The following is a 15537-nucleotide window of genomic DNA, read 5'->3' as shown; positions in this document are numbered from 1 at the left end:
GTTTCAGTCCCATAGTCAGTCTCCTTTGCTGCAGTAAATGCTATCAAAGGAGCGGCATCAAACCGCGACAGGTCCAGGATGCCAAACTCGCTCAATTCGCGGATGTCACTGCTGGCCTCTTGGAGCGTGCAGATAAGAAGCGCCTTGAACTAGATAGCCTACGCGACACGCTTGAAGATGAAATTGAACAAAAACGTGTCGCGTTAGATGAAACGAACGCTCAAAAACTTGTAGAAATTGCGGATAAGCGAACTGCGCTTGAAAAGCTTCTGCAAGAACTCGACGATAGAGAACATAAGCATGTTCGAAGAGAACTCCGAGAAACTATTACTAATGAGATCAAGAGCAGCCTAGAAACTCCATCGAGTTCCGCTCGTTCTCGTACGTATGCGATGCAAGTTACTGCTCTATGCTTAGCTGGTGCAGGCATATTTGCCTACCTCACTTACTCAGCACAGGCTTCTATAAATTCGGTTCCTGATGGCCTCCCAATTTATCTTCAATATGTTAAGATTTTTCTGAGCAGCGCCGCAACTGTAGGGTTCTTCGCGTACGCAATTTCTTGGGTAAGGAAGCTCGCAGTAGAGGAAGCCACGCATCATCGCAATTTGGAACAGTATGCGTTCGATATGAATAGAGCGAGCTGGGTAATCGAGACCATTCTTGAATTAACAGATGCCGAGTTAGAAGAACTACCCAATACGTGGCTTGAAAGCGTTTGCTCGAGCCTTTTTGAAAGGCCAAATACTGCAGCTCATGATACCAATTCTCTTGATGCGTTGGCCGCTCTGTTAAATGTTACTACAGAAGCAGAGATTGGCCCGAATGGCCCTACGTTTAAGCTAAACCGCCGAGCAGCGAAAAGAGCCGCGGCATCCGGAGAGTAATCGCCCGGCAGCGCCGGGCAGCGCCCGGACCTCCCCCATGGGGAGGGCGCTTCGCACCCACCCCGAGGTCCAGACGCTGCCCTCTTGTTGCGCATTGTGTCTCACAAAGCTGCCATACGCATGTCTGACAATAATCCGACGCTTTGCCGACCGGCCTAAAGCGCCTCAATATAGATCCGCACACAGTCCTGCACATGCCGGAACCGATCTCCGCCAAGGTGCTTGCCGCCGTACCACCGCGTCACCACGATGATATGGCCGTGCAGTTCTTCGCGCTCTAACATCCGCAAAATCACCATGCCCGCACCACTTTCGCCGTCGTCGTTCTTTAGCGGCGCATCAGGCAGTAGAACGGCCCAAGTATTATGCGTCGCCTTCGCGAATTTCTTGTTCTTACACAGTGCCTTAATGAAATCACGCGCCTCGTCAGCGGACGCTACAGGCCCACCCGAAACCGCGTATTTCGACCCGCGATCACTGACAACATTCGTGATGATTTTCACAGCAACCGCGCGATCACACAGACCCAAGCGACGCCCACACCAATGGCCGTCACGGCGACCGCAGCAGACCCGCAATCCTTGGCCTGCTTCGCTGCGTCACGCTTGTCTGTACCAATATCATCCACAACGCGTTCGATCGCCGTGTTCATGCATTCCACCGCCAGCACGATGATCCCGCCCATCAACAGCATCCCACGTTCGCCAGTCGTCAATGGCAACACCAGTGCCAGCACACCAAACATGATATTTGCAACGATCCACTGGGCAAGCGACCCTTCGGTTTTCCAGACGTGTACAAACCCGTCCCAAGACCATATCGCACGCTGCCGCACGCGCATAAACTGTTGCCACATATCAGCTTTCCTCGCCTCATCATTTCTTTACGGTCAGGTATTAAACTATGACCTAACGGAACAATTGACCAAACCTATGCGCCCCCTACTTTCTTGGCAACAGCAAGGAGCCAACGATGTATCCAACCTATTCCCGCGCAGAACGGATCGCTGACGGCACCATGCATGCGCTTGGCGTGATTGGTGCGTTGATAGGATCTGTGGTTCTGATTGTCTGGGCATCGGGTATCGCTTCGACTGGACATGTCACTGCGATTTCGATCTACGGCGCAACCTTGATGGCAACCTTCACTGCATCGGCGATGTATCACATGACCCCATGGGAAAGCATCCGGCCAACCCTGCGCCGCTTTGACCATGCCGCGATCTATCTGAAAATCGCGGGGACCTACACGCCACTTGTCGTCATGATCGGAAGCGGGTTTGCCTATGTCGTGCTCGCCATTGTGTGGGGGCTTGCCGTGATCGGCATGGTGCTCAAGTTATTTTTTTGGCAGACACCGGGGCGCTTTGGCCCGGCGCTTTATTTGATTATGGGATGGCTCAGCGTTCTTTTGATCTGGTCGCTGTGGCCAATCATCCCCGGCGCAGCAATGGCTTTGATCGCGGCTGGGGGCCTGATGTACACATGTGGCGTCGGTTTTTACGTCGCCAAAGATATGAAGTTTTCAAACGCCATTTGGCACGGTTTTGTCATTGCGGCCTCCGCATGTTTTTTCACTGCAATCGTAATCGGTGTGGGCCACATCGCAGGGGGTATGGAATTCATGACCTGACGACGGGTCAACCCACCGTTATTGCAGTGCATGTAACAAGTTAAACGTTTCGAGCTTAAGTCGCGTGTCCTGAGGTGATCTTGAGTTTTGTAATTAAAGGGTGTCGCAAATTTTGGGCGACACCCTTTTCATTTCTACAGGCCCGCAGCGACGCGCTGAACGGTTTTCAACCGATCCCCATTCGCTGGGTGTGTCCCCAAAAACCGATCACCCGGATCAGGAATGCGAAAAAAGAACTGCGCCCCACGAAGCGGATCATAACCGGAAGAATGCGCAATCCGTGTGCCAAGCGCATCGGCCTCGAGCTCAAAGTTTTTGGAATACGTCCGCGCACCAACAGTTGCGCCAATCTGTTGCGCACTATTGATCGCATCAGCACTCGTGGTCCCTAGCGCACCAGCTAAACCACCTAACAACGCCGCCCCAACCATCGCATTTTGCCGCTGTCGCGCAATGTGACCTGCAATATGGTGTGCGGTCTCATGTGCGATAACAAAAGCGATCTCGTCTTCGTTGCGCGCTTCAGCGATCAACCCGGTCGTGAACCCCAATATAGGGCGTCCGTTATTATCAAGCGTCTGATAGGCGTTCACCATATCCCCGTTTCGGTCATCAATCACGATCCGAAAATCGCAGTTCAACGATGGGGCGCGTTGACGGCACAACGCCTCTGCAACCGGCTCAACTCGTGCAACGGCGCGGCGATAATTGTTCATCGCTTGTGCCCGCGACACTTTTGGCGCATTCGCCGTTTGCTGTAGCGGTGCTACTGCGGGGCCTTCATCCACAACAACGGGCGTACAAGCGGCCATCGCCAAGACAAGCGCAATTGGGGTCAAACGCATCGGGTCTTCCTCTCGTTAACAGCATGCACATTAACACGGTCGCAACCTATGACCAGTACCGATTGCGCAACCTGCAACCCCGGGCTACGCTGAAACCATGTTTACGATAGAACACGAATATGACGCGACTGTTGTGACCCTCGTGGACGAGGGCAAAGCCCCCTTGTTAGAGGATGTTACAGTTAACGCGTTCGATGATTGCGTCACGGTCACACAGCTTGATCCGCGCACCGATGAGGTGATGCAAATCACCATATCATTTAGCCAACTACGCGACCTGCAAGCCGCGCTTGATCTGCCAGAGGGCGTCTATCAGTTACGCAAGCCAAAGAAGGCATAGACGCCTCTTGCATTCCTAACACTGCTTCGGCGAGGGTACCCCAAACAAAGAGGGCTCACCGATGACAACAGGTTTTTTCTGGGATGAACGCAGCTTTTGGCACAGCGGTGGAAACTACGCAGGGATGTTGCCTGTTGGTGGGCTGGTACAACCGTTGGATGGTGGCCTCCCCGAAAGCCCTGAAACCAAACGGCGCCTGAAAAACCTAATCGAAGTCACCGGGCTAGCCCGCGAACTCGACATGCGCGGTGCCGAAATGGCAACGCGCAAAGACCTACTTCGGGTTCACCCAGCCCACTATCTTGATGAATTCAAAGCATTGTCAGACGCTGGTGGCGGGGAACTGGGACGCCGCACACCCTTTGGCCCCGGCGGGTACGAACTCGCGGCTCTATCAGCAGGATTAGCCAAGGCCGGGTTAGAGACCGTCCTAAAAGGCGAACTCACCAACGCCTACGCTCTATCGCGCCCACCGGGGCACCATTGCCTGACGGACTTTCCCAACGGGTTCTGTCTGCTGAACAACATCGGCATCGCGATCGAGGCCGCCCGCACTGCTGGGCTCGCCAAACGCTTTGCCGTGCTAGACTGGGACGTACATCACGGCAACGGGACCGAGGCCGTATTCTATGACCGCGACGATGTGCTTACCGTTTCGATCCACCAAGACCGCAACTATCCGATGGACACAGGCGCATTCGACGACCGCGGCACAGTTAAAGGCACCGGTTACAACCTCAACATCCCTCTACCGCCCGGCACGGGACACAAAGGATACCTTGCCGCGATGGACAGGCTTGCCTTACCCGCAATCACAGACTTCGCACCCGACATCCTCATCATCGCCTGCGGCTACGACGCCGCTGCCAACGACCCACTGGGGCGCATGCTCGCCACAGCAGACACATTCGCACAAATGACTAAACAGGTGATGGCGCTCGCGGATGATATATGCGACAGCAAACTACTGATGGTCCACGAAGGCGGCTATTCGGAAACCTACGTCCCCTTCTGCGGCCACGCCGTCTTGCAAACACTGTCCAACAGCAACATCACAGCCCCCGACCCTTTCGCCGAAGTCTTCCCACTACGACAACCCGACGCTGGTTTCGACGCCTATCTAGACGGGGTGCTTGGCGCGATGGAAAAGAGCTTGTGAGAAACCACACGACAGGTGCACGACAAAAAAAACCTGTCAGCATCGGTAACCCTAGATAGCCAACTTTGCGCTTAAAACGAACGCTCCGAAAGATAATCGGCAGAAACGTAACCCGTGACCCCCGGCGCCTCCGAGAGAGAAACCCGGCACCAAAGCTGCCCAACTTCGGTCACGCAATCACGACGAACAAGCGACGTCCCGTCAGGCAGGCCCAAAACCACATTATAGCCAAGCCCCGGACCTGACCGCAGCTTAAGCAAGTCATCCGGCCCAGCGCGTTCGACCACAACGCGGTCACCGGCTATCTCGCTGCAGCCAGCAACAAGCATAATCGTCAAAATAGCTGAAATCGCAGTACGCTGCATGATCTGACCTCATTCGTTTTCCAATCAATAGACTGACACAAAACCAAATCCTAGCCTGCAATTTCTTTCGTTCATTGCAGCGGCATCAAATGGCTAAGACGTCCGCCATGACACCCTTTGCAAGGGTAATTAATCGTTCTCGGTTGTCAGCTCCTCCTCCGGCACATATCTGTCACCCATCATATTGTAGGACCTATTATGCCCACACCGAACCAAGCCGCCCTTGATTTTCTTTTGACCCGTCGGTCGCGCCCGGCCAAGACGCTAACGACTCCGGTGCCTGACCGTGCTACGATTGAGACGCTGCTGACTGCAGCAGCGCGGACGCCCGATCATGGAAAGCTAGAGCCTTGGCGCTTTATCGTGCTGGAAAAAGCCGCTCTGACACGGCTTGCTAGGCTGGTCGATGAACGTGGTGCTGCGCTTGGGATTGATCCTGATAAGATCGCCAAAAGCCATGCTCAGTTCGCGACGGCAGATTTGGCTGTTGCGGTCATCTCATCCCCCGTTGCTTCTGAAAAAGTGCCCGAAATCGAACAGGTTTATTCTGCAGGCGCGGTCTGTTTGGCGCTTGTGAACGCGGGGCTGGCGGCTGGCTGGGGTGCGAATTGGTTGTCAGGTTGGGCAAGCCACGACCGCGACTTTATCCGCGATGGTCTGGGCCTCGCGGATCACGAACTCGTCGCTGGCTTCATCCACCTCGGGACTGAGACCAACAAACCACCCGAACGCCCACGCCCTGACCTGTCGGCAATCACAACATGGATTAACGCATGATCTTCACGTCCTTTATAAAGGCAATCTTACAGCTTCCTGATAACCGATTTCAATCGGTCCTTTGGCGCGGCATTGGCGTGACCATCGGACTGTTGATCGCATGCTATTGGGGTTTGCTTGGGCTGATTAATTGGCTCGCGTCGGAGCCAATCACCCTACCTGGCATCGGCGAAATCACTTGGTTCGGCGATCTACTGGGCTGGGGATCGTTTTTTCTTATGATCGTACTGTCGGTGTTTTTGATGGTACCTGTCGCATCCGCGATCACGTCGCTTTTCTTGGACGAAGTCGCAGATGCCGTCGAGGAAAAGCATTTTCCGACCTTACCTCCAACGCCAGCAATCGGCTTTTTCGAAGGGCTGCGCGACACCGTAAACTTCATGGGAATATTGGTCGCAGCTAATATCGCAGCTTTTATTCTATACCTCATCCTACCCTTCGCTGCGATCTTCATCTTTTATGCGATGAACGGCTATCTGTTGGGCCGGGAGTATTTTCAGCTTGCCGCGATGCGCCGTGAAGGCCGCGAAGGCGCCAAAGCCATGGCAAAGCAAAACCAAGGCACGATCTGGGTGGCGGGCTGCCTAATGGCGCTACCGCTGACACTTCCGCTCGTGAACCTGTTCATTCCGATCTTAGGTGCTGCGACATTCACGCACCTGTATCACGCGATCAGTCTGCGTTCAGATCGGGCGTCGCCATCCGGTTAAACCAATCCATGTCGCGCACAGAAATCGCACCCGATAGGATTGTTCCTGCAATCACGGCCCAAATCGGCACCGCCCAAAGGGTCGTGATGATTGCTTTGCGTTTGATTTGCGGATCAGCTGGGGCGGACGCATGCGTACCGGGCACAACCTCGCCTGCCTCGCCTTGGGTCTTTACGCGCAAAGGCAGCACGATAAAAAACACCATCGCCCAGACAACAGCGAATAGCACAATGGCAGAGGTCGGTCCCATAGGTGATCCTTTCCTTACATACTGCGCTACATAGGCCGCTTTGCGGGTCGCGCAAGCACTGTTGTTAGACTTGCGCGATTTGTCTCAGGGCTAAACCTGCTCAAGCTCAACCAAACAGCCGTTAAAGTCCTTGGGATGCAGGAACAGCACTGGCTTACCGTGTGCGCCGATCTTCGGCTCTCCGTTCCCCAGCACCCGTGCACCTTCGGCCTTTAGATGGTCGCGCGCGGCCAGAATATCGTCAACCTCATAGCAGACGTGATGAATGCCACCCGACGGGTTCTTTTCTAGAAACCCATTAATCGGGGAACTATCACCCAGCGGGTACAGCAATTCGATCTTGGTATTGGGCAGATTGATGAATACGACGGTCACACCGTGATCCGGCTCATCCTGTGGGGCACCTACATCAGCACCTAGCATCGTGCGGTATTGTGCGCTTGCCGCTTCTAGGTCCGGCACTGCGATTGCGACATGGTTAAGTCGACCGATCATTTCATATTCTCCCAGTTTTGCGCAATATCGCGAAAGCCCGCCCCGAGTGCAATGCGGTTTCCAAATTAACGTCCCGTTCACCTTGTCCTGCTTTGATTGCGACAAGTCATATCCATAGAGGAGAATCGCGATGGACGAATTATTGCTCACACCAGCGCCGACCGCGCGTCGTCCATTGCTTGGGCTTACCGTACTTGTCGTCGAAGATAGCCGTTTCGCCTGCGAGGCGTTGCGCCTGCTGTGTCAACGGTCTGGCGCACGGATACGTCGCGCCGATAGCCTTGAAAACGCACGCCGCCATCTGGCGATATACCGGCCATCGGTGGTGATGATTGACGTCGGTCTTCCTGATGGATCAGGTCTGGATTTGATCGAAATGCTATCGCAGGCGTCACCACGGATCGAAGTCATCATCGGCATTAGCGGCGATACTGATATCGAAGAACAGGTGTTGGCCGCTGGCGCAGATGGGTTCATCCCTAAACCAATCGCAAATCTAGCCGCGTTTCAGGCCGCGATCCTGCGCCACCTACCCGCCGACAAACAACCGCCCGGCCCGCGTATTATTACCGATGAAATGATAAACCCCGATTTGGTCGCCTACCGCGATGACCTGCACCATATTGCGGAATTCCTGAATACAGCGCCAAACAGCAATAACATCAGTTACGTCACCCAGTTCTTGGATGGCGTTGCGCGCAGCGCTCAGGATGATGCATTGGGAAAAGCTGTGGAAGACCTCGCAGCCCTCAAATCGACAGGTGACGACCTCACGCCCAGCATGAACGCGCTATCAGATATGGTCGAAAAACGTATCGCAGCGGGTGGACCGCTCTAACAAAAAGGCCGCCCCAAACAGGGGCGGCCCAATGTATTAGCTTTCAGCTGGGATCGTGCGCAGGTGCAGTTCACGCAGCTGTTCGTTCATTGGCTCAGATGGCGCATCCATCATCAGATCTTCAGCGCGCTGGTTCATTGGGAACATGATGACTTCGCGAATGTTGGACGCATCGGCCAGCAACATTACGATACGGTCGATCCCAGCAGCACAACCACCGTGGGGCGGCGCACCGTATTGGAACGCGTTGACCATGCCGCCGAAACGCTTGTTCACTTCGTCTTCGCCGTAACCAGCAATTTCAAAGGCTTTGAACATGATTTCTGGGCGGTGGTTCCGGATCGCACCAGATACCAGCTCATAACCGTTACAGGCCAGATCATACTGGTAACCCAACACCTTCAGCGGATCACCCTGAAGTGCTTCCATCCCGCCTTGCGGCATTGAGAATGGGTTGTGTTCAAAATCGATTTTACCAGTTTCTTCGTCCTGCTCGTAAATCGGGAAATCCACGATCCAAGCAAAAGCAAAGCGGTTCATATCCGTCAGGCCCAGCTCTTCACCGATCACGTTACGGGCTTTACCAGCCACGCCTTCAAACGCCTTTGGCTTACCACCAAGGAAGAACGCAGCATCACCAAGACCAAGACCCAGTTGCTGACGAATGGCTTCAGTGCGCTCTGGTCCGATGTTTTTCGCAAGAGGTCCAGCAGCTTCCATGCCGCCTTCGACTTCGCCTGATTTCAGCTTGGCTTGCGCTTCTTTGACAGTGATGCCCAATTCTTGGGCCACAGCATCAGCCGTTTTCTCACGCCAGAAGATATAGCCCATTCCAGGCAGACCTTCTTTTTGCGCGAACACGTTCATGCGGTCACAGAATTTGCGCGATCCACCCTTCGGCGCAGGAATGGCGCGTACTTCGGTGCCTTCTTGCTCAAGCAGTTTCGCAAAGATCGCAAAACCAGAACCCGCAAAATGTTCAGACACAACCTGCATCTTAATTGGGTTCCGCAAGTCAGGTTTGTCCGACCCATACCAAAGCGCTGCATCACGGTAAGAAATCTGTTCCCATGTTTGGTCAACATTACGACCCTTGCCGAATTCCTCAAAGATACCGGTCAGCACTGGCTGGATCGTGTCGAACACATCCTGCTGCTCAACAAACGACATCTCAAGGTCAAGTTGGTAGAAATCGGTTGGCGAACGGTCTGCGCGCGGGTCTTCGTCACGGAAACAAGGCGCGATTTGGAAATATTTATCATAGCCCGACACCATGATCAGCTGTTTGAACTGCTGAGGGGCCTGTGGCAGCGCATAGAACTTACCTGGGTGCAAACGTGACGGCACAAGGAAATCGCGCGCGCCTTCGGGGCTGGAGGCTGTGATGATCGGCGTCTGGTATTCGCGGAAACCACCATCCCACATGCGACGGCGCATAGATGCAACCACATCAGAACGCAGCTTCATGTTGTCCTGCATCGCCTCGCGGCGCAGGTCCAAATAGCGGTACTTTAGGCGTGTCTCTTCGGGGTATTCCTGATCACCGAACACCATCAAAGGCAGTTCTTTAGATGCGCCCAGCACTTCGATGCTGCGTACGAATACTTCGACTTCACCAGTTGGCAGTTTCGCGTTCACCAGTTCAGGGTCACGTGCTTTGACTTCGCCATCAATGCGGATACACCATTCAGAGCGCACCTTTTCAACATCAGCAAAAGCAGCCGAGTCAGGATCGCAAAGAACCTGCGTAATACCATAGTGGTCGCGCAGGTCGATAAACAGGATGCCACCGTGATCGCGCACCCGATTGACCCAGCCAGAAAGGCGGACGGTTTCGCCAACATTGGCGGCTGTCAGATCGGCACAGGTGTGGCTGCGGTAAGCGTGCATAATATCATGTTCCTATGGGTTCACGGAGTTGTTGAGCCGATACACAAGGTTGACGGCCCGATGTCAAGGATGGTCGCCGAATATGATAGGATTTAGCGGGCCAATGGCCCCTGATAGTCTACCGCGATCTCTCCGCGCAGGGAATTCCCCAATGTAATCGCTTTTGCCTGCCGTAAATCATCCAGCGTCAGCACAGCTTCTTGGCAAAGTCCCTGCTCCAACTGCTGCTCGCGATAGATGCCGGGCAACAAACCAGATGACATAAGTGGCGTCAGCGATTTTCCATCCTGCGTTCTCACAAAGACATTCGTGATCGTGCCCTCGCAGACCTCATCACGTTCATTCAGAAAAATAAGCTCATCCACGCCGTCAGGCATAGCCGCCCGCGCCTCATCATATAGCGCACGGTTCGTCGTCTTGTGCCGCAACCAAGGATCAGCCGAATCCAAACGCACGTCCGCGATCCGCACGACCCACCGCCCCTTCGCGGGCGGCATCGGCGCACGGGTCACCTCAACCCTCCCATCAAGCGCCAAGGTCAGCCGACAGCGCATTGCGACGTCACCCGCATATTCAGCCAACTCAGCGCCAATCGCGGATCGATCGCAGGCAACCCCGAGCACCCGCGCACTTCGTTCTAACCGCCGCAAATGTAGATCAAGCCGCACATACCCGTACGCGGGAACCCAACCGAAGGTCTCGATCAGCTTGGTGCCTAAAGGGATGCGTAGCGCGCTTTCCAAAGTGCTTCCTCATATTCCGATGCAGCAGTGCTGTCCCAAACGACGCCACCACCGACATTGAGTGTGGCATTCCCCCCCTCAACCATCAACGTACGGATCGCCACATTGAATGATGCACGCCCATCGGGGGCAGCCCAGCCAATTGTTCCGCAATAGGCCTCGCGCGGGGATGGTTCTAGCGCCCGAATGATCTCCATCGCGCGGATTTTCGGTGCGCCCGTGATCGACCCACAGGGGTACAGCGCCCGAAAAATCGCATCCAAACCAACACCCGGCAACAGCTCTGCCGTTACAGTCGATGTCATCTGATGCACGGTCGCATAGGTTTCGACCTCAAATAGCTGCGGCACCTTAACCGAACCAACCTTTGAAACGCGACTAATGTCATTGCGCAATAAATCGACGATCATCAGGTTCTCGGCTTGGTTCTTTGGATCACTGACCAAAAACTCCCGGTTTTCCGCGTCCTCGGCCGGGGTTGCACCGCGCGGCACGGTGCCCTTCATCGGGCGGGTGGTAATCTGGCGACCATCCAAAGTGAAAAACAATTCAGGCGAACGGCACAAAAGATCGGGCAAGCCATCTTGCTCAACCAATACGCCATATCCCACGGGCTGCGCTTGCTTTAGCGCCGCATAAATCGCCGGAACGTCACCCTGCACCGCTGCATTTATTGGGAACGTCAGGTTCGCTTGATATATATCGCCAGTGCTGATCCAGTCATGCACCTGAGCAAATGCTTCGGCGTATGTGGCGTCATCCCAAGCCGGATCCAATGTGCCAATCTGCGCAGGGCCCGGCGTAGCACCGCCACTGACTGGCGCATCAAAGACACCGAAACAAATCAACGGCAGGCAACGATCTTCTGGCATCAACGCCTGCAATCGTGGTTCGAGAGCATAACCCAATTCATAGCTCGCATAGCCAGCAATCCAATCGCCAACTGCAAGCGCCGCATCTAGTTCGGCTAATGCACGATCTACATCGGCAATAGATTCGGCCTGAATCATGCGTTTGGCGTTCTCAAAAACACCTGCGCCATCCGGGCCATGATCAAATTGCAAACGCAAAACCGTTTCTCCTTACCGATTCATCGCTTCAGATACGCGGCCCAGCCCGAAAATTACAGATCATTTGCGACAACCCGAACCCTTTGCCCAAAGGCCCTTGCGCCTTGGGCGCTGTTGTCTATAACCCACGAAAATTTACCTTCCAGAGGGGCCTGCCATGCCAAAGCGTACTGACATCAAGTCGATCATGATCATCGGTGCAGGCCCTATTATTATCGGACAAGCCTGCGAGTTCGATTATTCCGGCGCACAAGCCTGTAAAGCACTGCGCGAAGAAGGCTACCGGGTCATTCTGGTAAACTCGAACCCAGCGACAATCATGACCGATCCCGGTCTTGCTGACGCGACCTATATCGAACCCATCACCCCCGAAGTTGTTGCAAAGATTATCGAAAAAGAACGCCCCGATGCGTTGCTGCCAACAATGGGTGGCCAAACTGGCCTGAACACATCGCTTGCACTAGCCGACATGGGTGTTCTGGAAAAATTCAACGTCCAATTGATCGGTGCAAACCGCGAAGCGATTGAGATGGCCGAAGACCGGAAACTGTTCCGCGAAGCGATGGACCGCCTTGGCATTGAAAACCCAAAGGCGACGATCATCACCGCACCGAAGGTTGACGGCAAATACGACATCAAAGCTGGCCTACAACTGGCCATCGACGCAATTGAATATGTTGGCCTCCCTGCAATCATCCGCCCTGCCTTTACGCTCGGCGGTACTGGCGGCGGTGTTGCTTATAATCGTGAAGAATACGAACACTACTGCCGCACCGGGATGGAAGCATCCCCTGTGGGTCAAATCCTTGTTGATGAATCCCTACTTGGCTGGAAAGAATTCGAGATGGAAGTCGTCCGCGACAAGGCCGACAACGCCATCATCGTCTGTGCCATCGAAAACGTTGACCCAATGGGCGTGCACACCGGCGACAGTATCACCGTCGCCCCTGCCCTGACCCTGACCGACAAAGAATATCAGGTCATGCGGACCCATTCGATCAACGTGCTACGCGAAATCGGCGTTGAAACAGGCGGCTCAAACGTACAATGGGCCGTAAACCCTGCCGACGGCCGCATGGTCGTCATTGAAATGAACCCACGCGTATCACGTTCATCTGCGTTGGCATCAAAGGCGACAGGTTTCCCAATCGCGAAAATCGCGGCGAAATTGGCCGTTGGTTATACGCTTGACGAATTGGACAACGACATCACAGGCGTTACACCTGCGTCGTTTGAACCAACAATCGACTATGTCGTCACCAAAATTCCACGCTTTGCCTTTGAAAAATTCGCAGGCTCTGAACCGCACCTGACCACCGCGATGAAATCCGTGGGCGAGGCAATGGCGATTGGCCGGACCTTCCACGAATCCATGCAAAAAGCGCTGGCATCCATGGAAACAGGACTGACCGGTTTCGACGAAATCGAAATCCCCGGTGCACCTGACGCCGCTGCAATCACCAAAGCGCTGGCCAAACAAACGCCTGACCGTATCCGCGTGATCGCCCAAGCCATGCGCCACGGCCTGTCAGACGACGACATCCATGCCGTCACCAAATTCGATCCATGGTTCCTTGCTCGCATCCGCGAAATCATTCAGGCCGAGGCTGAAATCACGGTGAACGGCCTGCCCGTCACCGAAAACGGCCTGCGCAAAGTCAAGATGATGGGCTTCACCGACGCCCGCCTTGCGAAACTAACTGGCCGCGAAGAAGACAACGTACGCCGCGCGCGTCAGAACCTTGGTGTCAACGCCGTGTTCAAACGCATCGACACCTGCGCCGCCGAATTCGAAGCGCAAACACCCTACATGTACTCCACGTATGAGTCCCCCGTCATGGGCGAGGTCGAATGTGAAGCGCGCCCATCCGACCGCAAAAAGGTTGTGATCCTTGGCGGTGGTCCAAATCGGATCGGCCAAGGGATCGAATTCGATTACTGCTGCTGCCACGCCTGTTTCTCGCTCACCGATCAGGGCTATGAAACGATCATGATCAACTGCAACCCAGAGACAGTGTCCACCGACTATGACACCTCTGACCGGCTGTATTTTGAACCGCTGACATTCGAACACGTCATGGAAATCCTGCGGGTTGAACAAGAAAATGGCACACTGCACGGCGTCATCGTTCAGTTCGGCGGTCAAACACCGTTGAAACTCGCCAACGCGCTCGAAGAAGCAGGCATCCCGATCCTCGGCACCACACCAGACTCTATTGATCTGGCCGAAGACCGTGAACGGTTCCAACAGCTTGTCCAGAAGCTGGGCCTCAAACAGCCACACAACGGCATCGCATCCACCGACGCCGAAGCGCTCGATATCGCAGAAAGCATCGGCTTCCCGCTCGTGATCCGCCCATCCTTCGTGCTTGGCGGCCGGGCAATGGAAATCGTGCGCGACATGGACCAACTGCGCCGCTACATCTCAGAGGCCGTTATTGTCTCCGGCGATAGCCCGGTTCTGCTCGACAGCTACCTGTCCGGCGCGGTCGAGGTCGACGTGGATTGCCTATCCGACGGCAAAAATACCCACGTCGCAGGCATCATGCAGCATATTGAGGAGGCCGGCGTGCACTCTGGCGATAGCGCCTGCTCGCTACCGCCCTACTCGCTCTCTGAAGCGATGATCGCTGAAATCCGCAAACAGACCGAAGCCTTGGCGCTCGCGCTGAACGTGGTCGGCCTGATGAACATCCAGTTCGCGGTCAAAGACGAAGAAGTCTACCTGATCGAGGTGAACCCCCGCGCATCCCGCACCGTGCCATTCGTGGCCAAAGCGACCGACAGCGCCATCGCATCCATCGCCGCACGGCTGATGGCAGGCGAGCCGCTGACGAACTTCCCACTGCGCGAACCTTATCCTGCAACAGAAAACCCAATGGACGTGCTGCCGCTTGGCGACGCCTTCACATTGGCCGACCCGAACACACCGTGGTTTAGCGTGAAAGAGGCCGTCTTGCCCTTCGCCCGCTTCCCCGGCGTTGATACGATCCTTGGGCCAGAAATGCGCTCAACCGGCGAAGTCATGGGCTGGGATCGGTCCTTCCCCCGTGCGTTCCTCAAGGCGCAAATGGGTGCAGGCACTCAGCTCCCGACCGAAGGCACTGTGTTCTTCTCGATCAAGGACATGGACAAAACCGATGACATGGCAGAGGCCGCCAAAATCATCGTGGACCTTGGGCTGAACATCGTCGCGACACGCGGCACCGCTGCCTGGCTGACCGAAAACAACGTCGCCTGCGAAGTCGTGAACAAAGTCTACGAGGGCGGCCTCACAATCGTTGACCGCCTCAAAGACGGGCACATCGCATTGGTCATGAACACAACCGAAGGCGCCCAAGCCGTAGAAGACAGCCGCGACATCCGCGCCGTCGCCCTCTACGACAAAATCCCCTACTTCACGACAGCCGCCGCGTCCCACGCAGCAGCACTTGCCATGCAAGCCCGCGAAGAAGGTGATGTTGGGGTGCGCTCACTACAAGGCGCCTAATAGCTAAAACTGATCGCCCACCCAGGGCATCCTCCGGACCTCAGGG

The 15537-nt window shown here is 55.1% G+C and carries 17 protein-coding genes; 8 read left to right on the top strand and 9 right to left on the bottom strand.

The genetic code is table 11. The features are described from left to right. The coding region (locus CYQ09_RS13240; RefSeq protein WP_204353948.1) for a hypothetical protein at nucleotides 1-887 on the top strand (887 nt) is incomplete at its 5' end. A gap of 155 nt (nucleotides 888-1042) precedes the next feature. On the opposite strand, the gene CYQ09_RS13235 is transcribed toward CYQ09_RS13240, so the two are convergent. After that, nucleotides 1043-1390 carry a YigZ family protein gene (locus tag CYQ09_RS13235; protein WP_106745858.1) on the bottom strand — a complete coding sequence of 116 codons (348 nt, stop codon included), beginning with the start codon at nucleotides 1388-1390 and terminating at the stop codon, nucleotides 1043-1045. Beyond that, nucleotides 1387-1743: a diacylglycerol kinase gene (locus CYQ09_RS13230; RefSeq protein ID WP_106745857.1), complete on the bottom strand. Its 357-nt coding sequence runs from the start codon at nucleotides 1741-1743 to the stop codon at nucleotides 1387-1389. Before CYQ09_RS13230 ends, CYQ09_RS13235 begins: the two co-directional genes overlap by 4 nt. 116 nt (nucleotides 1744-1859) lie before the next feature. On the opposite strand from CYQ09_RS13230, the gene trhA reads away from it, so the two are divergent. After that, nucleotides 1860-2519 carry a PAQR family membrane homeostasis protein TrhA gene (trhA, locus tag CYQ09_RS13225; RefSeq protein WP_106745856.1) on the top strand — a complete coding sequence of 220 codons (660 nt, stop codon included), beginning with the start codon at nucleotides 1860-1862 and terminating at the stop codon, nucleotides 2517-2519. A gap of 134 nt (nucleotides 2520-2653) precedes the next feature. On the opposite strand, the gene CYQ09_RS13220 is transcribed toward trhA, so the two are convergent. After that, nucleotides 2654-3364, bottom strand: coding sequence for a M48 family metallopeptidase (locus CYQ09_RS13220; RefSeq protein WP_106745855.1), 711 nt, complete (start codon nucleotides 3362-3364; stop codon nucleotides 2654-2656). 97 nt (nucleotides 3365-3461) lie between these two features. Here CYQ09_RS13220 and CYQ09_RS13215 point away from each other — a divergent pair, with 97 nt between their 5' ends. Together CYQ09_RS13215 and CYQ09_RS13210 are read left to right on the top strand one after the other, a co-directional pair. Next, the gene (locus CYQ09_RS13215) at nucleotides 3462-3704 is read left to right on the top strand and encodes a hypothetical protein (RefSeq protein WP_106745854.1); all 243 of its coding nucleotides are present in this window, start codon (nucleotides 3462-3464) and stop codon (nucleotides 3702-3704) included. Between the two features lie 61 nt (nucleotides 3705-3765). Continuing rightward, nucleotides 3766-4863 carry a class II histone deacetylase gene (locus CYQ09_RS13210; RefSeq protein ID WP_106745853.1) on the top strand — a complete coding sequence of 366 codons (1098 nt, stop codon included), beginning with the start codon at nucleotides 3766-3768 and terminating at the stop codon, nucleotides 4861-4863. Between the two features lie 71 nt (nucleotides 4864-4934). On the opposite strand, the gene CYQ09_RS13205 is transcribed toward CYQ09_RS13210, so the two are convergent. Beyond that, nucleotides 4935-5228, bottom strand: a complete 294-nt coding sequence (locus CYQ09_RS13205; RefSeq protein WP_106745852.1) for an SH3 domain-containing protein — start codon at nucleotides 5226-5228, stop codon at nucleotides 4935-4937. A 198-nt stretch (nucleotides 5229-5426) separates the two neighbouring features. Between CYQ09_RS13205 and CYQ09_RS13200 the strand changes: the two genes are divergently transcribed. Both CYQ09_RS13200 and CYQ09_RS13195 read left to right on the top strand, forming a co-directional pair. After that, complete coding sequence (locus tag CYQ09_RS13200; RefSeq protein WP_106745851.1) at nucleotides 5427-6005, top strand: nitroreductase family protein; 579 nt, start codon at nucleotides 5427-5429, stop codon at nucleotides 6003-6005. Further along, complete coding sequence (locus tag CYQ09_RS13195) at nucleotides 6002-6715, top strand: EI24 domain-containing protein (RefSeq protein WP_106745850.1); 714 nt, start codon at nucleotides 6002-6004, stop codon at nucleotides 6713-6715. Before CYQ09_RS13200 ends, CYQ09_RS13195 begins: the two co-directional genes overlap by 4 nt. Here the strand turns inward: CYQ09_RS13195 and CYQ09_RS13190 are convergent. Further along, nucleotides 6678-6965, bottom strand: coding sequence for a DUF1467 family protein (locus CYQ09_RS13190; RefSeq protein WP_106745849.1), 288 nt, complete (start codon nucleotides 6963-6965; stop codon nucleotides 6678-6680). The two genes, CYQ09_RS13195 and CYQ09_RS13190, sit on opposite strands and share 38 nt — an antisense overlap. Before the next feature lie 90 nt (nucleotides 6966-7055). After that, nucleotides 7056-7460, bottom strand: a complete 405-nt coding sequence (gene mce, locus CYQ09_RS13185; RefSeq protein ID WP_106745848.1) for a methylmalonyl-CoA epimerase — start codon at nucleotides 7458-7460, stop codon at nucleotides 7056-7058. A gap of 130 nt (nucleotides 7461-7590) precedes the next feature. Between mce and CYQ09_RS13180 the strand changes: the two genes are divergently transcribed. After that, a complete protein-coding gene (locus tag CYQ09_RS13180) occupies nucleotides 7591-8298 on the top strand; it encodes a response regulator (RefSeq protein WP_106745847.1) in 708 nt (235 codons plus the stop codon). A gap of 36 nt (nucleotides 8299-8334) precedes the next feature. On the opposite strand, the gene aspS is transcribed toward CYQ09_RS13180, so the two are convergent. The 3 genes from aspS to CYQ09_RS13165 form a co-directional block, all read right to left on the bottom strand. After that, on the bottom strand, nucleotides 8335-10188 hold the full coding sequence (gene aspS / locus CYQ09_RS13175; RefSeq protein ID WP_106745846.1) for an aspartate--tRNA ligase: 1854 nt from the start codon (nucleotides 10186-10188) through the stop codon (nucleotides 8335-8337). Nucleotides 10189-10280: 92 nt separating this feature from the next. Beyond that, nucleotides 10281-10931: an aminotransferase class IV family protein gene (locus CYQ09_RS13170; protein ID WP_239495947.1), complete on the bottom strand. Its 651-nt coding sequence runs from the start codon at nucleotides 10929-10931 to the stop codon at nucleotides 10281-10283. Continuing rightward, on the bottom strand, nucleotides 10904-12001 hold the full coding sequence (locus CYQ09_RS13165) for an aminodeoxychorismate synthase component I (protein WP_106745845.1): 1098 nt from the start codon (nucleotides 11999-12001) through the stop codon (nucleotides 10904-10906). Before CYQ09_RS13165 ends, CYQ09_RS13170 begins: the two co-directional genes overlap by 28 nt. A gap of 157 nt (nucleotides 12002-12158) precedes the next feature. Between CYQ09_RS13165 and carB the strand changes: the two genes are divergently transcribed. Continuing rightward, nucleotides 12159-15491 (top strand): carbamoyl-phosphate synthase large subunit, encoded by a 3333-nt coding sequence (carB, locus tag CYQ09_RS13160; RefSeq protein ID WP_106745844.1) that lies wholly within the window; start codon nucleotides 12159-12161, stop codon nucleotides 15489-15491. Nucleotides 15492-15537: the final 46 nt, after the last annotated feature.

Source organism: Yoonia maritima, from assembly GCF_002933395.1.
Lineage (GTDB): Bacteria > Pseudomonadota > Alphaproteobacteria > Rhodobacterales > Rhodobacteraceae > Yoonia > Yoonia maritima_A.
The sequence above is the reverse complement of the archived record's forward strand: the minus strand, read 5'-3'. Positions and strand labels throughout refer to the sequence as shown.